The 20,138-nt window shown below is 46.8% G+C and carries 16 protein-coding genes and 1 tRNA gene; 1 reads left to right on the forward strand and 16 read right to left on the reverse strand.

Translation table 11 applies throughout. The features are described from left to right. Positions 1–4 precede the first annotated feature (4 nt). The 6 genes from ACTTJ8_RS05355 to ACTTJ8_RS05380 form a co-directional block, all read right to left on the reverse strand. A complete protein-coding gene (locus tag ACTTJ8_RS05355) occupies positions 5–1,024 on the reverse strand; it encodes a BMP family ABC transporter substrate-binding protein (protein ID WP_442718790.1) in 1,020 nt (339 codons plus the stop codon). A gap of 163 nt (positions 1,025–1,187) precedes the next feature. Next, complete coding sequence (locus tag ACTTJ8_RS05360) at positions 1,188–1,319, reverse strand: hypothetical protein (RefSeq protein WP_442718789.1); 132 nt, start codon at positions 1,317–1,319, stop codon at positions 1,188–1,190. Between the two features lie 40 nt (positions 1,320–1,359). Beyond that, entirely contained in the window at positions 1,360–2,739 is a 1,380-nt protein-coding gene (gene radA / locus ACTTJ8_RS05365) for a DNA repair protein RadA (protein WP_442720549.1), read from the reverse strand. A 12-nt stretch (positions 2,740–2,751) separates the two neighbouring features. Then, positions 2,752–4,041 carry a S1C family serine protease gene (locus ACTTJ8_RS05370; protein WP_442720550.1) on the reverse strand — a complete coding sequence of 430 codons (1,290 nt, stop codon included), beginning with the start codon at positions 4,039–4,041 and terminating at the stop codon, positions 2,752–2,754. A gap of 138 nt (positions 4,042–4,179) precedes the next feature. Continuing rightward, a complete protein-coding gene (locus ACTTJ8_RS05375; protein ID WP_442720551.1) occupies positions 4,180–5,802 on the reverse strand; it encodes a Na+/H+ antiporter NhaC family protein in 1,623 nt (540 codons plus the stop codon). A gap of 205 nt (positions 5,803–6,007) precedes the next feature. Continuing rightward, a tRNA-Asn gene (locus tag ACTTJ8_RS05380) sits at positions 6,008–6,080 on the reverse strand. 321 nt (positions 6,081–6,401) lie between these two features. Between ACTTJ8_RS05380 and uraA the strand changes: the two genes are divergently transcribed. Continuing rightward, the gene (gene uraA, locus ACTTJ8_RS05385) at positions 6,402–7,658 is read left to right on the forward strand and encodes a uracil permease (RefSeq protein ID WP_442720552.1); all 1,257 of its coding nucleotides are present in this window, start codon (positions 6,402–6,404) and stop codon (positions 7,656–7,658) included. Positions 7,659–7,860: 202 nt separating this feature from the next. Here the strand turns inward: uraA and ACTTJ8_RS05390 are convergent, their stop codons facing one another. The 10 genes from ACTTJ8_RS05390 to ACTTJ8_RS05435 form a co-directional block, all read right to left on the reverse strand. Next, positions 7,861–8,778, reverse strand: a complete 918-nt coding sequence (locus ACTTJ8_RS05390) for an alpha/beta hydrolase (protein WP_442720553.1) — start codon at positions 8,776–8,778, stop codon at positions 7,861–7,863. Positions 8,779–8,827: 49 nt separating this feature from the next. Continuing rightward, complete coding sequence (locus tag ACTTJ8_RS05395) at positions 8,828–10,153, reverse strand: sodium-dependent transporter (RefSeq protein ID WP_442720555.1); 1,326 nt, start codon at positions 10,151–10,153, stop codon at positions 8,828–8,830. A 26-nt stretch (positions 10,154–10,179) separates the two neighbouring features. Then, complete coding sequence (locus tag ACTTJ8_RS05400) at positions 10,180–12,102, reverse strand: AMP-dependent synthetase/ligase (RefSeq protein WP_442715910.1); 1,923 nt, start codon at positions 12,100–12,102, stop codon at positions 10,180–10,182. A 79-nt stretch (positions 12,103–12,181) separates the two neighbouring features. Then, on the reverse strand, positions 12,182–12,583 hold the full coding sequence (locus tag ACTTJ8_RS05405) for a DUF1284 domain-containing protein (RefSeq protein WP_442715909.1): 402 nt from the start codon (positions 12,581–12,583) through the stop codon (positions 12,182–12,184). Between the two features lie 95 nt (positions 12,584–12,678). Further along, positions 12,679–13,653 (reverse strand): hypothetical protein, encoded by a 975-nt coding sequence (locus ACTTJ8_RS05410; RefSeq protein ID WP_442715908.1) that lies wholly within the window; start codon positions 13,651–13,653, stop codon positions 12,679–12,681. A gap of 82 nt (positions 13,654–13,735) precedes the next feature. Then, entirely contained in the window at positions 13,736–14,983 is a 1,248-nt protein-coding gene (locus tag ACTTJ8_RS05415; RefSeq protein ID WP_442715907.1) for a glycosyltransferase family 4 protein, read from the reverse strand. A gap of 11 nt (positions 14,984–14,994) precedes the next feature. Next, positions 14,995–16,200, reverse strand: a complete 1,206-nt coding sequence (locus ACTTJ8_RS05420) for a hypothetical protein (protein ID WP_442715906.1) — start codon at positions 16,198–16,200, stop codon at positions 14,995–14,997. Then, entirely contained in the window at positions 16,197–19,124 is a 2,928-nt protein-coding gene (locus tag ACTTJ8_RS05425; RefSeq protein WP_442715905.1) for a VCBS repeat-containing protein, read from the reverse strand. The genes ACTTJ8_RS05420 and ACTTJ8_RS05425 overlap by 4 nt, the downstream gene beginning before the upstream one ends. Before the next feature lie 117 nt (positions 19,125–19,241). Further along, positions 19,242–19,583, reverse strand: coding sequence for a HepT-like ribonuclease domain-containing protein (locus tag ACTTJ8_RS05430; RefSeq protein ID WP_442715904.1), 342 nt, complete (start codon positions 19,581–19,583; stop codon positions 19,242–19,244). Further along, a complete protein-coding gene (locus ACTTJ8_RS05435; RefSeq protein WP_442715903.1) occupies positions 19,573–19,896 on the reverse strand; it encodes a nucleotidyltransferase family protein in 324 nt (107 codons plus the stop codon). The genes ACTTJ8_RS05430 and ACTTJ8_RS05435 overlap by 11 nt, the downstream gene beginning before the upstream one ends. Between the last annotated feature and the right edge of the window lie 242 nt (positions 19,897–20,138).

The raw sequence follows: 20,138 nt of genomic DNA on the forward strand, positions 1-20,138 counted from the left end.
CATCCTATCGGGCAGACACTTTTATCGCCCCTGTTTTCATTTTTTCTACCAGGGCTTTTTCTTTTTCTATAATATCGCGGGGAACGGATGCCGGAATACCTTCAAATGCAAAGCCCACTGCCCCGTCTTCTACGCCCAGTTCTACCGGTGTCCCAAAGGTAAGCCGTCCTTCGATAAACGCAATGACAGCATCTGTACACGCTGATTTTTGACTAATTTCTGTAGAACCAAGGATGATATCTTGACCATACGCATAGCCCGGGAAATCGAACCACATAACATACGCGCCCTGCTCACGGGCAGCAGCAACAACGCCGGCATTGCCTCCGCCGCAAATGGTTAAAATAACATCGGTCTTATTTTTAATCATAGATGCTGCAAGTTCCGAGGCTTTTGCTGCATCATACCAGTTACCGAGAACACGGAAATCCAGCTCAAAATCTTTATTCACCGCTTTTGCACCATCAAGATAGCCTTTTTTAATTTGTTCATTCATTACAGGGTATTCTTGACCGGCAAGTAATCCGATCTTATAGGCACTGTTTGCATATTTCATTGAAGAGGTACTGAGTAATGCTGCATAATATCCATTCAGATAGCCTTGTTCATATTGATTAAATCCAACAGTTTTAATATTCGCATTCCCTGCCAGATAGCCGTCTAACAGCAAGAATTTTTGGTGAGGTGCCGTTTGCAATACTTTTTCAGCAATAGCCGGTAACGAAGGGTTTGAGCTGACAATGATATCGTATTTTTTTGTTAAAGCGAGCGCTGTTAAACCATTTTGCCACTCACCTTGATTAAAGCCGCCTTCTACCGTTTTTACCGTAACCTTCTTTCCTGCCTTTACCATGCGCTGTTGCGCTTCCTGTACTCCTTCAACTAACAGTTCATAGGTAGGACTTCCCTTTACAATACCGGGAACGAACACCGCGATATTATACGTTTTTTCTTTTGCAAAAACCGGCAAAGCGGTGATGAGCGCTGCAATACAGCAGATAACAAATACTTTTTTCTTTAACATGGATGAACTCCTTACTATATTGAGATAATAAACCTGTTCGGAAACGTATGTTGCTGAATAGGTTTAATGAATGTTACCGGCTGGAAACCGGTAGGCTCTTACCATATACCATTTTAGCGTTCTTGTCTATCTTTTTCCGGCACTTGGTTCCGAATTTCGGCGGTTATACCCTCACGATAGGTACCCACAGCTCCATCGTGTGATTGAGGCTACACATATCCCCTTCCGAATATACTTCAAAGTCAGGGGCGCCGGCATAACGGCAGCCTTGCTCAGGGAAGAAAGTTTCCATCACATACTTCCAGCCTTGGTGAATACAGCTGCGGACGGTGGCGCTATGTCTCCGGACTGAATACCCGCTTGATCACTTCGCCAAGGTTGTCCACGCGGGTAACGCCCCGCATATCCACATCTCCGTCTTCCGTGTCGCTGGAGGCTGCCGGAACGTAGAGCTTACCAAAACCGAGCCCTTGCGCTGTTTTTATGAGCGGTTTAAGCCTGCGCACGGGACGGATTTCTCCTGCAAGGCTCAATTCCCCGATGAATGCTTGGGTTTTCTGTGCCGGAATATCGGTGCGTGCGGAGTAGAGCGCAAGGGCAAGCGCCAAGTCAATGGCTGGTTCCCGCAGCCGGATACCTCCTGCTACATTGATATAAATATCCTGATCGGAAAACCTCAACCCGATGCGCTTTTCCAACACGGCAGCCACTCTGCTCACCCGCGCAGAATCTACCTTGTCGGAAAACACACGGGTCATAGCGCCTTTTGCCGGGACGGTGAGCGCTTGAATTTCTACCATAAATACGCGGCTGCCTTCAAAAATCGGCACCGTGGCAGAACCTGCTGGTAATTCACCCTGGCGCTGAATGATAAAAAGCGCCGCGGGGTCTTGTACTGCGGCTAAGCCCTTTTCATCCATCCTAAAAATCCCGAGCTCATCCACGGAACCAAACCGGTTTTTCAAAGCCCGGAGGAACCGCACATCGTCTTCGTTCCGCTCAAAAGAGATAACAGTGTCAACCATGTGCTCAAGTACCTTCGGTCCTGCAATAACGCCTTCTTTGGTAACGTGAGCGGTTAGAAAGAGTACCGCATCCCGCTCTTTAACCCATTGAACAAGCTCATTAGCGCAGTATTTTAACTGATTGATAGTACCGGGGATGCTGCCCGCCTGCGGAGAGAAGAGTGTCTGCACCGAATCGATGATGACAACCAAGGGGTGAACCGCATTGAGTACTTTTTCGATATTTTCTACCGAATTAGTACACAATAGTTCGATATTTTTGAGCGGAACATTCAACCTGTCTGCCCTGCCGCGTATTTGACCGGCGGACTCCTCCCCCGAAACATACAGCACGTGCTGACCTGTCGCTGCGGCAGCTTGCAGAAGGAGGGTTGACTTCCCAATCCCCGGCTCCCCGCCGATAAGCACTGCGGAGCGCTGCACCGCACCACCGCCAAGTACCCGGTCAAATTCCGAAATACCGGTAGTAATGCGGGCAGTACTCTGTGCTTCAACCTGCTCAAGCGGGATAGGGTGAGCCTCATCCACACTGCGTACAGCCCCAACAGCGGGGGCGGCGGCAGCTTCTACAAATTGTTCCTCAAAGGTATTCCACTCACCGCAGCTGGGGCAGCGTCCAAGCCATTTCGGCTGGCTATATCCGCAGGAGCTGCACCTAAATGCTATCCCGCCGCTCTTCTTTTTTGCCATAAAAATTCAGCCTTATTCATCCCGTTCGGAAAGGGTAAGATTAAGCTTTACTGTCTTATTTCCGCGTAAAACCGTTACCGTAATACTTTCATTCGGCTTTTTATCCTCTAAAATGGCATAGTATTCGCTCAAATTGCTGACAGCTTGACCGGCTATCTCTGTAATAATGTCACCGCCGAGGTAGATGACTGCAGCACGCCTACCGATACCGTAACGGACTGCATTTGCACCGCCGCGCAGTCCAGCCCGTTCCGCATTGCTGTCTTTTTTCACACGGGAAACCAATAAACCGCGCTGCACAGACAAATCTGCATAATTTGCAATGGACGCATTCAGTTGTACCAATTCGGCATCGATGGAGGCGCGGCGAACCTTTCCATATTTAATAATTTCAGCAACGACCCGCTTTGCCGTATTGATCGGAACAGCAAAACCGACCCCTGCAGAACTGCCCGATGTGGAATAGATCATGGTATTGATGCCGATCATTTTCCCCTCGGAATCCAACAGCGGCCCACCTGAATTGCCCGGATTGATTGCGGTATCAGTCTGTATCATGTTTTTAATGATAATATTTTTATCGGTTTGAATAGGTCTGCCTAATGCTGAGACAATCCCGACGGTGAGCGTCCGGGTTAATCCGAAGGGGTTCCCGATTGCCAACACCCGCTGCCCGACCTTCAGTCCATCCGAATTGCCGAATTTAATGGTTGTAAGCTGGGTATTTGCAGGAGGGTCAAACTTGAGTACCGCAAGATCGTTTTCTCTATCAATACCGATTACCTTAGCGCTATACTGACTGCCGTCAGATAACGAGACAAATATCTTTGTAGCATCTTCGATAACATGGGTATTTGTCAGAATATAGCCTCTGCTGTCGATAATCGAACCGGAGCCTGAACCGCCTTCCTGCGGAATTGGTTCCAAAAACCAGTTGACACCCACTGTTTCGGTTGTGATATTGACTACCGCATCGTTTGTTGTTTCGTATACCGAAATATTTTGCTTTTCTTCTATTGTATAGCGGCTGCTTGACTCTGCCGCAGTTACGAGATAGGGATTGATTTGATCTGTTTCTCCCGATAACACAGACTGCTGCTCTCCGGTTGCTCCGGCTGTTGTTGCAGTCTTTTGTTCTGCCGCCGCAGTCTCGTTTAAGGCTTCAAGCTGCACGTCATCATACTGAGCTGCATTTTGTCCGCCTTTTCCCCAAAAAAAGCCAAAGCTATACCCAGCAAGCGCAATAATACAGCCGGCAACAGCTGTCGAAAAAATAAGCTGCCTTCTACTATAAAGTTTCATAGACTGTCCTCCCATCGGATATTATAGGTATCTCTAAAAACTCGGTTAGATTTTTAGCGGTTCCCTGTACTTTAAAGTCTTATGCTTCTTTGTAGTAAAATATACAAAAAAAGAGACGTTCCGCCAATGAAGCGGGGCTTATTTTCTCTGTTTTGTACTTATCCGAGGGAGAATACCGAGTCCTGCAATAAACACAACAAGAACAGCCCCCCATGCGGAAAGTCCGTTCATAAAAATTCCTCCGGTAATAAACCCGATGAGCGAGCAGCTTGCAACAAAAAGAGCATACGGCATTTGTGTTGCAACATGCTCCAAGTGCGGGCATGAAGCTCCGGTAGACGAGAGAATAGTGGTGTCGGAAATAGGAGAAGCATGGTCTCCAAACACAGCCCCGCCGAGTACAGCTGAAACACAGATCAGTACGGCGTTTAATGAAGCATCGGAAGAAAAACCTGCTTGCTGAGCAAGTCCTACGGTGATAGGCATGATCAGCGGAATCATAATCCCGAACGTTCCCCAGCTGGTACCGGTAGCAAAGGCGATAACTGCTGACAGCACAAATACGATTCCGGGCAGCATTTGTAAGGGAAAGCTGCTGCCTACTACCAGCTCCGAAAGATACCGGGCTAAGCCCAATCCGCCATCTGCAGGGGCTGCACGGATCACCTTTCCGATAGACCATGCCATTGTGAGGATGATAAGCGCAGGAATCATCGACTGGATACCGGTACGGACTGCTTCACTTGCTTCTTTTAAGTTCATAAGACGGCGGAGCAAATAATATATATACGTTACCGTCAACGTAAAAATGATTGCATAAAAGAGTGCATAAGATGAATCAGTGTTGATAAAGGCATCCCGTATGCTCATAGAAGCTGCTGCTTGTGCTAAAGTGGTGATCGAATTGCCGTCTATTGCATTCAGCCATGTTACAATAGGAAAAAATGCAATAGCAAAAACGATAAGCAGGACGATAGGAAGCAGCATATCAACTGGTTTTGCCCGAGTGGTCTGCACTTCACGTAAATCTCCGGAGATAACGCCGTATTTTTCTTCGTTCCACAACTTACCGGTGCTTTTTGCAAGCGTCTCTGCACTTTTCATTGCTCCAAAATCAGTCTTAAAAAAGATCACTACAAGAATCATCAGTAAGGTAGTGAGGGCATATAAGTTATAAGGAACGGAGCGGATAAAAAATTCAAAGTCGCTTATTCCAAGCTTGTCAAAGCCTTCTGAACTTTTAACAATGGACATAACTGTAACTACCCAGCTTGAAACAGGAGCTAAAATGCACACAGGAGCCGCAGTAGAATCCAAAATATACGCGAGTTTCGCACGGGAAACTCGGTTTTTATCGTTAATCGGACGCATAACCGTCCCAACCGTGAGGGAGTTAAAATAATCATCAATAAAAACAATAAGCCCGAATAAAAAAGTTGCAAACTGCGAAGCAGTAGCATTTTTTAATCGTTTAGATACCCATGTCCCGAAGGCTTGGGCAGCCCCCGTTTTCGACAGCATACCGACTAAAGCGCCGAGCAGCCCGCAAAATAAAAAGATGCGGATATTCCAGCCGTCTGCTAAAGACCCTGCCAATAAGTCCGTCACTTGCATAAGAGCCGCAGCAGGATTTCCTCCCGCAACAATCAAACAACCGGAAAGAATCCCCAAAAATAACGAAACAATAACATCTTTAGTGATAAAGGCAAGAGTAATAGTTAAAATAGGCGGAATCATTCCCCATATTCCAAAATGTTCCATACAGTCTACAAACTCCTTGTTTTAAAGCCGGATAGAAAAAGGGTATTTGACCATCTCTAAAAACTCATGTGTAGATTTTTAGAGATGCTCCATCAGCAAAACTGATCACGAGTTTTAATTTAAGTCTTTATATTTTTAGAAGGTCTTCTCTTGAATATCTACTAATAAAAAAAGCCCAAGAAGTATTACACTCTTGGGCTTTTAGCTCCCCCGCGCGGGTTCGAACCACGGACCCAGTGGTTAACAGCCACTTGCTCTGCCTACTGAGCTACAGGGGAAAGTTATAAATAACTATGCAAAAGACTATATCGAAAACAAAAAAAAATGTCAAGTCTCAAATCAAGATTAATTAAAACACGGTCAGTTGTAAAACAGCATAAAAAGTCCGGTATGGATGGTATCTCCTTGGTAGGAATGTTAGTTAATCTATTTTGCCTATCAGCTTCCGCTTAGGCAAGGAGAATAATATCCCTCTTCTTTGAACAAAAATCGTCAAAAGGGTCTTGCATCGTGTTAATGAAATGTGATATAATGCGGAAATTTTGGGCTAGTGCTTGAGTCATAGCTCAGCGCTGCCCATCCATATGAGGAGCGTTTTAATGAAGAAAATTTATCAGGTTGACGAAAAAGTACCACCAAGTCTTTTTCTCCCGCTCAGCTTGCAGCACACGTTTGCAATGTTCGGAGCGTCGGTTCTGGTTCCTATCATTTTTCAAATCAATCCGGGAATAGTGCTGTTGATGAACGGTATCGGCACACTGCTTTTTATCCTTATTAGCAAGGGAAAAGCTCCTGCCTATTTAGGCTCGAGTTTTGCCTTTTTAGGACCGGCAGGGCTGATTATCTCTAGCATGGGCTTTGAGTATGCGCTTGGGGCTTTTGTGGTAACAGGTTTATTAGGCTGCGGGATTGCATTCATTATCTACAAGTTCGGCTCCTCATGGATCGACATTATTCTGCCGCCTGCTGCGATGGGGTCTGTAGTTGCGCTGATTGGGTTTGAGCTAGTCGGGCTTACGATCCGGGGCGGAAACATCGGGGCAAATATTATGACCGACACAGTGAGTTCGGCAGATATTACGGTGTTTTTTATCACGCTTGCCGTAGCGGTCTTCGGTTCCGTGCTGTTCCGCGGTTTCTTTTCTACCATTCCTATTCTAATTGCTATTGTTACCGGCTATGTTGCCGCGGTCTTTTTCGGCTTGGTAGATTTTACCCCGATTAAAGAAGCAGGCTTTTTAACCCTTCCGCATTTTCAGCTTCCCAAATTCGACATCAAAGCCATTTTAACTATGCTGCCGGTACTTCTTGTCATTACGAGCGAGCATATCAGCCATCAAGTAGTTACTTCCAATATCATTAAGCGGGATCTTCTGAAAGATCCGGGGCTGCACCGTACCATTTTTGCCGACAACTTTTCTACAGCGCTTTCCGGGATGGTAGGCGGTGTTCCTACAACAACCTACGGTGAGAATATCGGCGTTATGGCGGTTACCGGTGTGTACAGCGTGTATGTTATTGGCGGAGCAGCAGTTATTTCAATTTTGATGGCATTTATCAGCCCATTGGCAGCAGTCATTCAAACGATACCGGGTGATGTTATCGGCGGAGTAACCTTCCTGCTGTACGGTATGATCGGCGCATCCGGCATCCGGCTTTTAGTTGACTCAAAAATCGACTATTCCAAGCCGAAAAATCTGATGCTGACATCCGTTGTTTTTACAACCGGGTTAAGCGGTATATCAATTAAATTAGGACAGATTGAGTTTAAGGGGATGGTACTTGCCTCTGCGGTGGCAGTGCTGATGAGCTTGATATTCTATATCTTTGAAAAGATCAACGCCTTAGAGTCTTAGTCAAAGAGTCAGTGCAGTTTCCTGTGCAGGAAATACACTGCACAGGATTTTCAAATTATTTTTCAAAAAAGTTCTCATATCCAGTATTTATCATCGTTTTTTCAACACATTTTTATTAAGCGTTATTTTTATTATATTTCACGTCTGATCGTCTGATCATGCTTCACGGCAAATAGTTGGCGGCAAAATGACGGAAACGGAATTATGCAAGCCGTTGTTCAATCCACCGGAGAATATCCGCGGTAACCTCTGCTCTGTTTGTTTCATTGAGAATTTCGTGCCTTGCTCCGTCATAGATTTTCAGTGTTACATCCGCTATGCCCGCTGCCTGATACAGCTGATACAAACTGGCGAGTGTCCGAGCCTTATCGGAAACAGGGTCTTCGGAGCCGGCGGTAATGAGGATAGGCAATCCGGTAGGAATACTGTGTATGGCGGCTGCTTTATGAATCCGCTGTAAGCCGCGCATAAAATCACGGTAAAATCCCGCTGTACAGACAAAACCGCAGCGCTCATCATCACGGTATTTTTGCACCTCGGCAGCATCCCGCGACAGCCAATCCGATGCGGTTTTTGCATCGTGGATGCCATGGTTGTAAGAGCCGAAAATGAGTGTTGTCATCAGTTTTGCGGGCGCTTTTCTGCCTTTCAATACGCAGTTGAGGGCTGCTAAAAGGGAAGCAAAGCCGATGCTTGGGTTAGGGCCGGCAGAACCGATTAAGATTGCTGCATGAACCGAGCTGCCGTGCTGTTCGATATATTCCTGCGTAACAAAGGAACCGAATGAGTGCCCGATGATAATCACCGGAAGAGAGGGGAAGCTCCTGCGGATTTCCGAATTGATTTCTGCTTGATCTTCAACTACACGCCGGAAGCCGTCCCCGTCTGCAAGATAGCCGAGCGATGCGGTATCTTGAGCGGTTTTTCCGTGTCCGCGGTGATCCGCTGCACATACGGCAAAGCCCTGTGCAGCTGCTTCTTGAGCAAAACGGTCATACCGCTGAGCGTGTTCAGCCATCCCGTGTACAATATGGAGTACGGCTTTCGGCTTTTGCTCCGGTGTCCATTCATACACCGCAACCGGCACGCCATCGCTCATTGTTTTATAGTGCATCTGCATGATAGCCTCCCTCTTTTATGTGATCATTGAGTATCTCTATGCCTTCAGTTTAACCGATCCCGCCATAGAAAATCCCAAGGATGTAGACAGCAAGAGTCAGCCCGCAATATAGGTATTTTCCCTGCACGGCATAAAAAGCACCCATGCGTTTATTTCTGCCCTTTGAGACTTCATCCAGCACAAAGTCCGTGCCGCATACCCAGAAAAACATAATTCCTGCCAGCAAAGCTCCCATCGGGATAATATAAATACTGATAATATCCATCCATCTACCAAGGATGGCACCGTCTTCTACAATCAATCCTACCGCACCCCCTATACCGAGGACAAGTGCAAGCGAGGCCTTCCTGCTAAGCTTAAATTTCTGCTGTACCATCTCAACCGGCGTTTCATAGAGGTTGATGAGCGAGGTAATTCCGGCAAAAAAGACGGCAACAAAAAAGATAGTTGCAAACAAAAATCCCAGCGGCATTTCCTTAAAGATCATCGGCATGGTGATAAACATGAGCGGCGGTCCTGCAGACGGCTCTAAACCGTAGGCAAAAACTGCGGGAATAATTACCAAAGCGGCAAGCAGCGCTGCGAGTGTATCGAATAATGCAGTAAACTGAGCGCTTGCAGGGGCATTTTCATCGTCCTTGAGGTAACTGCCGTATACCACAGTACCGCTTCCGGCAAGTGAAAGCGAAAAAAATGCCTGTCCGAGTGCATATACCCAGATTTTAATACTGGTGAGTGCGCGCCAGTCAATATGGAATAAAAATCGATACCCCTGACCTGCCTGCGGTAAGCGGGCAACCCAGAGGGCAAGCACAACGAATAAGCAGAAAAACGCCGGCATCATAAAACGGTTGACCTTTTCGATACCGGAGGAAACTCCGGCAGCCATAATCACAAAGCAAACCGCTCCTGCTGTAAAATGCCAGGGAATACTAGAAAAGGAACCCGCTAAGCTACCGAAATATGCCCCGCTGTTTTCTGCAGCAAGCATGGAACCGGTAAAGGCACCAACCATAAAGCGGGTAATCCAGCCTACTACCACAGTATAACCGATAGCAATCCCCAAAGAACCAATAACCGGAATCCAACCTATGTACTCACCGGCGTTACTGCCGCGTCTGCGGGTTGCTTTGAGAAACGCTCCCTGCGGTCCGGTCTTCATTGCCCGTCCAAAACACATTTCTTCAACAATGCCGGTGTAGCCTATTATTGCAACAAAGATAATATACGGGATAAGGAATGCCGCTCCGCCGAACTGTCCGGCTCGAAAGGGAAAGAGCCAAATATTCCCCATTCCCACAGCGGAGCCGATACACGAGAGGATGAATCCCCACTGCGAACTAAATTGATCCCGCTTAGAAATCCGGTTTGCCATCATTCCTCCCATGTTAAGAATACCTGTTATTCGGTAAAGAGTGAGGCAATAGTATCGTAGTAAATCTCAGCGATTTTGTGCCGCATGATATCCTGTTTTGCAGATAGTTCAAGCCCTACTTCAAAAGGTTTTGAAAGAAGTGCAAAGGTATTTATGCGTTCAAACAGCTTAAATCCCTGCTCATGATTGATGCGAGCCGAAATCTGCTGCTCAAAGAGCTTTTTTATCTCCGGCTTTGCAAGCAGTTCCGCAAAAGTCTCACCGGAAATAGCGTGTTCGGCTGCATAGTTTTTCACTTCAGCTTCATCTGCAACCAAAAGTGCACCGAGATACCGCTGATCCTGTCCGACAACAACTGCTTGGGTAATAAACGGAGACTCCTGCAATGCCATTTCAATAGGAACGGGTTCAATATTTTCCCCGCCGCGTAAAACGATAGTGTCTTTTTTTCTGCCGCGCAGAATGAGTTCACCGTCAAATGTTTTCATGCCGAGATCGCCGCTGTCAAACCAGCCGTCCTTGTTGATCACCGCATCGGTTAAATCCTGCCGCTTGTAATACCCCTTCATCACGCTTGTGCCCCGGATCATCACAGTGCCGAGCTGTCCCGGAGGTAGGGTATTACCGTCTGTGTCTACAATCTTTACCTCCGTGCATGAAAGCGGCTTTCCGATAGTACCGAACACCGGTTTTCCGAGCGGACGCACCGACACAACCGGTGCCGTTTCCGTTAAGCCGTAGCCTTCCGTAACACTTATCCCGATTGCCCAGAAAAATGCGTCGATATTGGGCGGCAGCGCTCCTCCGCCGGAAACACCCTGCCGGAAGCCGGTGCCGAGCTTTACTCTGATTTTTTTAAACACCAGTGCATTCCCCAACGCATATAGCGGCGCGGAAAGCAGATAGGGAATAAAAGAGATAAGCGGACGGGTTATTTTAGTATAAAACACAAAATGAGGGTTCTGTCCCTTTACATTCCGGGCATGGCGGCAGTGAAAGAGCGCTACGGCAAGGAAAAAATTAAATAGTTTCTGTTTGATGCCGCCTGCTTGGCGGATGTTCTTTAATACACCGGTATACACTGATTCCCAAATACGCGGTACCGATGGAAACAATGCAGGATTCATCTTTGCTATATCAGGAAGCAGAATACTACCGATAGGTTTTGAGTACACCATACCGGCACCGGATGCCAAGATAACATATTCGCAAAGCCGCTCAAAACTATGCCAAACCGGCAGCACCACAATTGCTTTTTCTCCCGGATGGAGAATAACCCGTGTCATCAGATCATCAAGCTGCACAATAAAGTTCTTGTGGGTTAGCATAACCCCTTTGGGATCACCGGTGGTACCTGACGTAAAGATGATAGTTGCAATTTCGGAATCGCTGCCTTTTTCTAATTCTTGTTCCACAGTGCCGGGGTTTGCAGCGCGGAATGCTGCTCCGCTTTCGATAATTTCAGTATAAGAATAGAGTGTAAACCGGGATATATCACCGGCATCTTTTACTTCCTGCGCGTCTTTATCAATGGGATCAAGGAGAATCAGGGTCTTTAAAAGCGGAAATTGATCACTTCTTTTAAGGATTTTTATCAGTTGCAACTGGTTTTCAAGGACAGCTACGGAGCATTCGGCAAAGGAAAGAAACCTGACCAAATCCTGCTCGGTAGCATCGCAGCCGCGCGGCACATCACAGGCACCGATTGCCATAATCCCCATGCTGGCATGGTACCATTCTTTCCGGTTATCGGCGATAAGCCCGATGCGGTCGCCCCGTTTAACACCGAGCGCTAAAAGCCCGGCAGAAAAATTCAAAACCAAATCCATAACACGGGAATATGGAAGCGGGATAAAGTCTCCTTGCTCATTTTTTGAATATTGAGCGGGAATATTAGGATATTTTTTTGCAATTTGTTGCAACAATTGCGGCACTGTTATGTCGTTCATGGGGGAGACGCTAGCATAAAAGCCCTAATCAGTCAAGTAAAAGATATAACACAGACAGGAAGCGGGGCTGAACACCGTGCTATCGAATTACTGTTTGGACATCAGTATAGGTGCATACCCCCGTCTGCCGCCATTCGCAGTTGCAGCATATATATTCATAGGAGGCTTCATCCAAATATTCAGTGATGCAGTGTTCAAGTTCCGTGTAGGAATAGGTTTTTCGTTCAAGATGGAACCGTTCCAATACGCGGGCATCAAAGGTTTGTACTTTTTCCTCCGACTTGCATACAGAGCCTTCTTTTTCAGGACAAGCTGCACAAATATCATCAAATCCCGCTGTCAGGGTAATACATGCTCCGTTTTTTATCTCTGCTATAACACGGCTCATATTTTCCACAAAGGCAGGAGAGTAGCCTTTTCCTCTAAATGCCCGGGTGCAGAGCAGATGATGCGGTCTCAGATTCAAGTTCATTTTATTCATACAATGGAGCGCTGGGGCTGTTAGCCCGGCAATTTTCACCGGGGTATGGAAAACCTCTAAAAACTATATCTGCGTTTTTAGGATGCCCATAGCAGTTAGTTATTGGGAAGGTTTATATCCACGATAACGCCTACTTGATAAAAGTAAACGGAATCCCACTTTGTTTTATCAATTTTTAGTGTCTCATAGAATGGGGCATTGTTCATCGGTTGATCGTCTATTTGCTTAATATGGGCATGCTTTGTTTCCCATTGAGCAACAAGGGTAATAGTACAGATGTCCGCAGGTTTAAAAGCTACAAGAGGTCCGAATATGACGTAAACCCGGTCTTCTCCCCAATTACTCTTATCTATACCCTTCGCGGTTGGAAAGAATGTTTTATAGGTTTCCAGCCGCAGAGCAATTAATTTTATAGGCAGCGGCATCTGATATCCAAGTACATACATACCATTATAGGTAAATCCGTTTCTGGTTCTACCTTTATCATTTTGAAATATCCATGAATCCATCGCTTCTGCCCCGGCAAGCCCTCGATACAGCATATATTGATCGGTTCTAAATACAACATGAGTCCACGGTGTAGGAATAACAGCTCCTAAGTCGAACTGAAAGGCTCCTCCAAAGTATGCACTATAAAATATACTGCGGAAATTAACCGGCGTAATAACCGACCGTCCTTTTGCATTCGGTCTATTATAGGCAAGTCCATGGAGACTGAGCGTTTTACTCTCAATCGACCAGCCTGAACCGATACTAGCGCCGCCGTATAGCTCAAGAACAGCAAGCGGTGTCCATACGACATCAAACTTCCCTTCCAGAGTAATTGGGGACAATTCCGCACCGATTTTGAAGGTAACATTATTTCCGCTCATAAAAGGATTGTTGCGGACTAAAAACGGAACCTTTATTATCTCGGTTGCCGTAATTTTAGCTCTCCACGGCCATGCAAGTACTGCATTGATATTTGTAGTAAATTTTATATCGGATTTTTTACTTTGTTCCGGTTCTTCAGCAATAAGTATTCCTGCAATAAGCATACACGCAGTAACCGCCGCAATAAGCTTTTTCATGATTTACGCTCCTGATTAGTTTCGTTGTAGTGTATAGGAAAACCGAAAGACTAATTAATAGAAAGTACACGGATGTGTATTTTTATGCAAGCCCCCGCACCGTTGCACATATCTTTTCAACAATGCCGTTCCATGAATGCTTATGTATCTCCGCTGCAACAGCAGGGTATATATCGTGCCCCATACTGATGCGCTCCATTTGCAGCATAATTGTCTGTGCAAGGTTGCTGACAAAGACAGGTTTATCTTCTTCCACCGCTTGATCAACATTATAGATACGCGGCAGCGCTGTGTATTCAATAATACCGCTGTTGTTTACCGCATCTCCAAGTAAGGTTTTGAGTCCTTCGATTTCGGTTGCTACAACACGGAGACCGCAGGCAAGGGCTTCAACCGTAACCAGTCCCAGCGCTTCATAATATGAAGGGAGGATAAAAATATCCATCTGTTTGAGCATATCGCTCATATCCTTCTGGGTAAGGGCATTGTGAATATGCAAATGAGGACTGCCCTGTGCGTTTTGCAGCAGCTGGGCGTGTTGTTCCTCGGAGGCATTGCCGATCAGCGTTAATTCGGTATGAGGATAACGCGCTAAAATAAGCGGGAGCGCCTTTGCAAGCTCAAAAATGCCCTTTGACTCGGCAATTTTTCCTGCATAAACCAGCCTGAATGTCCCGTCAAAATGGTGCCGCTGTGCATCATTAAAAAGACGGGGATTAAAACCGCCGCCTGCAAGCCGTATCTTATTGGGTGCAATACCTAAGAGCCGGGAAATTTCATCCGTATCTTTTGGTGTTACCGTAAAAACCGTATTGAGTCCGCTCAGATTCTTGATATACTGCTCATGAATCTGCGGATGCTGCTTGAGCTGCCGTATATCAGTACCGTGGCTTATCGCAATAACCGGAACCCTTGGAAAAAGCTCCGTTATCAGTGAGGTCAGTATGAAGAGGTGATGAGCGATGATCACATCCGGCTGAAAGGCGCTGACCGCTTGTTGGAGCCTATGCTTAAATGCTGTCATCCATGCAGAAAGCATCGCATCCGTCATAGCCGAATACACGGTGGACTGATAGGGCATAACATCACTCATTCCCGCAATAGGGAACGGAAGGACATCGCTTAAAAAGGTAACGGGAAATTCTTGTATGCGGCAGGACAGGGCTGCATCTACGGATTGCCGAAACGTCTGTGCCGAAAAAGGCGGCTGAGTTCCGTACAAAACAGCATTATCCCAGCCCCGCTGCGCCATGCCTTCCACTAACATCGTACAATACACACCGCTGCCTGTTTTCATCGGAAGCTGCGCAATACAGTGTAAAACCTTCATCGGTATTCCTCCTACCGGATAGAGGCAGCTTTCAACAGCCAGCGGTAAAACTCCAAACCGCTGACAGGGGTGTCAGGCGCAAAGTTTTTCCCGTCAGCAAGCGGCACAACATCCTCTTCTACCGAGCCGACAATCGCATCGAAATATACCCCGTCCATCGGCACATCGGGGATGGGCAGCCGACGCTTATTGGTGTAGTACCGTGTGTATTGGGTAAGCCGCTGCTCATCGCTGCCGATAATCAGATGCCACAAAAAGAGCGCCGCATCTTTTTTAGAGGCTGTATCTTTGAGTACATCCCGTTCAGGGTGATACCAGCCTGCCTGTTGCAGTGTTTTTGCAAGCAGCGGCGGTCTCCAGACTGCGGTTCCGGTGATAAAATCCAGCGCATTGGTTGACTCTTGGGTGAGTGCTGCCATATCTAAAAGAGAAATAGGATTTGTGCGCAGTATTTTTTCGGAGGCTTCCTTGGCGGCGGCGCTGCCGAGGGTATACAGCTGAGCACATTGCTCCCGCTGCGGACTATAGTACTGCTGATAGGCATCGGGTAAAAAGGAGAGCGATGCATCAAAGGCGGCAAGGGCATTGCGGTAATCCTTTGCAGCAAAATACAGTTCTCCTGCCTCCGCTTTCAGCCGGTATGCTTCCGAATTTTGGCTGATACGCTCTTCCAAATAGGCAATCCGCTTTTCCGGTTCCGCGATGAGCCGCGCAGACACCAGCTGCACATACTCATCATATTCGCTCTGCCGTTTTGCAAGCGCTAACTGTCTACGCGCCTCATTCGGCTGCTGTAGAAGCAAGGCGGTGTCGGCAGCAAGGGCATAGAGCCGTGCCAAATATGAAGAGTCGGTTGAAGGAGCTTTCAGCAGCGCTGTGATCTCTGCGCGCACTTGCTCAAGCGTTTCAGGGCTGCGCATACCCCGCTGTGTAACCAGTGCTGCTTCAATGTCTGCAAGCGCCTTTTCTTTGCGGTTCCCTTCATCACCTGTGTACCGAATATCAGCCTGTACCGAAGTACAGGAGAGCATACCAATGCAGAGCAGCGCAAGTATGACCGATGCAGCGAAGTTATATGGGCGCTGCCGGAAGGTTATGCGCTCACCACTGCGGCAGCCGTCAGCTTGTATGCAAGGCGCAGTCCTTATACCGGCTAATCGCTGCCGCAGTTCACAATAGGATGAAGAATACCGTCTCATTATAATACTTTTTATCATCGTAATGCACTTCCTTTATATGCATGCAGTTTTGAATCGATGCCGTAGGTAATCAGCTCCGGGAGCATATCCCCGTCGATGTCGAGGAGGTAAGGAATACCGGTTCCGGCGGCGGGAAAGCCTTCCACAGGTGCAAGCCCCGCGGTATATGCATACACCGCATTTCCTCCCCCACAGATCAGCACTTCATCGATGCCGTCGCCGGTGGTATCAAGCAATGTGATACAGTAATCCTCTGCAGTGCCGGTTTTGAGTGCAAGCGAATCGGTAACAGCCCCGCCGCTGCTGATTTTAAAGAGCTGCCCATCCTGTGAGACTGCAAAAAAGGCTTGCGCTGACTCCGAATAGACAAAATCAGCCTTGCAGACGGTGCCGAGTTCACAGGAACCGAGTTCTTCATGCGGCGGTTCCAAACTTCTAATTGAAAACCGTCCTTCTTCGTTCAAAAAGGCTGCTGAAGCCGGAGCATTTGCACCGGTTTTGCCGTCTTTCCTGCTTCGGCGCTCCTGCGGCGGGGTAAACAATACCGGCCGTGCGGCAAATATGCCATCGAGTCCGAAGGTTGCCTCTTCTGCAAGTGTTCCGTACTCATCAAATAGATAGAAACGGCTCTCAAAAGAACGGGGCACAGCGGCAATCTGTCCGCCGCATACAACCGGCGCAGTTCTCAACTTTGCGTCCATTGCATCGGAAATTTTCCATTCGCCGTTTGAATCCGCAAAAAGAAGCGCCGGTTCTGCTGCAAGGGGAACGGTAATCCCGCCGGTGCAAGCAGCCGGTTTCGGTATCAGTTTTTCAGCGCTCAAGACGGGGAAGCCGGAGAAAGGTTCCAAGGTTTCATTCACTTTATAGATGGAACCACGTGCAGAAACTACCCACAGCGCTTTGAAGGCAGCCGCGGTCAGTCCGTTCAGTTCCGCCGCAATACCGGCTGCTCCGTCAAGGGTGAGCTGCGATTCTTTTCCGGTGAGGAGATTCATACTATGAACATTTGCACCGTTTGTCCAAAAGATGTAGGGAGTCTTTGCCGCTGTTTGTACACAGATGGTATCTGCTCCGGCTTGTTCAGAAAGCGTCCGCGGAAATGCCGGTATCTCTTCCATTCGCCGCGTATCGGTTTTTTGAGTGTAAAAATCAAGATAGAGGCGATTATCAGCGGCAAACCGCAGCGAAAGTACCCCCTTCCCGTAGTTTTTTAATGCGGTTTTGAGCATGGCATTTTGTTCTAAAAAGAAAGGAATACTTCTATCCAGCGAATAATACACCAAAAAAGATGTCTCGGCGGATATGTCCTTTGCAGTTTTTTTCCATTGCTCGGTTTTAACCAAGAGCTTACCTGCATCCATCTCTTTTTTACACAAACCTAAGGCTTCTGCACTCTTGGAAAGATAGAGATAGCCGTCCTGTATCATATAAAACGGTTCAGGCAGATCGATACTGAGCGCACGGAGCAATGCCGCTACCCATGAAGGGAATACAATGCGCGGAATACGGCTGTTATCCACCATGGCGGACACACTGCGGTCTAAAAATGCCGTGTCAAAAAGATCCTCAAGCAGAGTGCGGCATTTTGCCTCATCCTTTAATGCAATAAAAAACACCGGCGGCTGAGCTGCCTGATGTGCAAATACACCGAGTTCACTGCCCATCCACTCAAACATGAGTTGTTGCAGATCCTTGTTGAAAAAAAGTTTGCAGTTTTTTTCCGCATTTGTAAAAAGTTTTGTTATATCAGGCGTAAAAAACGGTTTGGTATTTTGATAGAGAAACTGAGGATCACCGAGATTGAGCAACGTTAAATACGCAACACCTTCCGGCAGCCGGGAAAGAATTGCAGGCAGAGATGAACGGCGCTGGAGTACAGCAGTTACTTCCTCTCGGGCGGAAAGCCACGAAACAGCACTGTGCAGGGCAAGGGCTTTTTCATCAAAGCGGGCGCTTAGCGCTGCCGGTTCAGGGAAGCTGAGCGTGCGGAGCATATTACCGGCGATATTTTGTTTTTCGGCAAAGCCGGAAATAAAATATGCCGGTGACGCATAGACATTAACGGCATCTTTTTGTTCACGGAAAAGCGCAGTAAGCACTTGCTCCGTTTTCGGATCAGTACCGGTAAACGATGCACTAAGCAAAGCTTCCGACGTTGCCGCAAGCAAGAGGTTTTTCCGGAAGCAGAAGTACAGGGCTTGATCCTTGCCGAGCTGAAACACAAAGCCCGGCTGCTGCACACCGTTTATATCGAAGGTTTCGGACGAAAGGTTGGGTACCCGTGTTAAAAGATCGGGTTTGAGCGCCGTAACAAACGGTAACAGCCGGGTTGCAGCAGAGCGGATACCGAGGTCAGCAATTACTACAGCAGCGTTGTGTTCGTAGACGGCTGCATACAGCGGAATATCCAGCAGCCATTGAAACCACGGCGCTTGCAGCAGGGGATTTGCCCGCAAAGCCCGCAGGTTCCCCTGCAGCGCTGCCGTTTCGGGAGAAGAAAGGAGCGCATCCGCTGTGCTGAGGTACAGCCCCTTTTTGAGGGTATCACTTGCAGACAGCACGCTGACCACTGCATACGAGCTATCCGGAATATGCCGGGCAGGATTGGTGCGGTCTAGTGCAGCATAGCAGAGAAGCCCTGCAGCCGGGAGCAATACAATCAAAATAAGCATAAGCAACAACACACAGAGCTTTTTAAAAAAGCTTCCGCGGCGCTTTTTTGTCCCTGCTTGTATGCCGGCACCTTCCGGTACTGCCGGTTGTTGCCGGCAAGCGGCAGCTTCATCTTGAGCATTAACTGCGTGCAGCGCATCATCGGTTTCACCTGCCGCACCTGCGCTTGTGCCAGCTGCCGGCTCCTGCTGATCAGGAAGCAGAACCGTATCTTGTTTGTCCTGAGCGGTAGACTGGGGAACCGCTTTTGTTTCATCATTATTCATTTGTAAGTATTTTAGCATAGAGAAGGCGGTATGGTAATAGGGTGATATACAAACCTTGTGAAAATACTAGAGAGCGCTGCGGCTATCCTGTTGTATCTTGGCTTTGTGAAGCAGCTGTTAGATGAAATTTTTCGATTTTATTTGATCCATTAGCTCAGGGATTGATTGAGACGCAATAAGCCAAATTCGATCCGTTAAAATTTCGCCATAGTCATGAACAATTTTGTTTCTTAATCCAATAATTTTTGTCCAAGGAATATCCGGATTTTCTTGCATAAAATCTTTAGAGAGATGGTTTGCCGCTTCTCCGATTATTTGTATTAATCTTTCAATCGCTAATCTTTTTATACGATTATTTACAAAACTATTATGATTTTCGTCTTTTAAAATATCAATCACTTCTTGCGAATACTTTAGTATATCGTAAATGTAACTTTTATCACGCTCATTATGACACATAGAGCAACTCCCGAGAATTCATTATTGCTTTTCTTCTATATGGATTTACTAAAGCAGCAGGTTCCACTATATCAACATTTCTTTTTGTAATATTTTGAAGATAGTCTTGTATATCCAGTATATCAAAAAGAGATATTTTCTCAGAATTTCTAAACTCTATAAGAAAATCAACATCACTTTCACTCGTAAAATCGTTTCTTATTGAAGATCCAAAGACAGATATTTCTTTAACATCATACTTAAAGATTATATATTCTAAATCTTTGTGAGTTACATAGATTCCATTATTTGCAAGTTTCTCAAATACTGTCACTTCTATCTCCCTCCTAGATATACCATATTTTTATTAAAATCTCAAGATAAAGCTCATTGGGTACCAGGGATTCCTCATTATAACTACCTTCAAATGCTGTACGCGGTACTATCCCTTCATAATTATATTCCGCCCCGCTTTGCGTTTTTCTCCTGCACTCCACACATTGCATTTTATATCCTGATGTCCTATACTTTCTACAGCTATGGAAGACGAATTACAGATAACGCTTACCAACGATT

Origin of the sequence: Treponema sp. (assembly GCF_052169735.1) — a bacterium.
GTDB lineage: Bacteria > Spirochaetota > Spirochaetia > Treponematales > Treponemataceae > Treponema.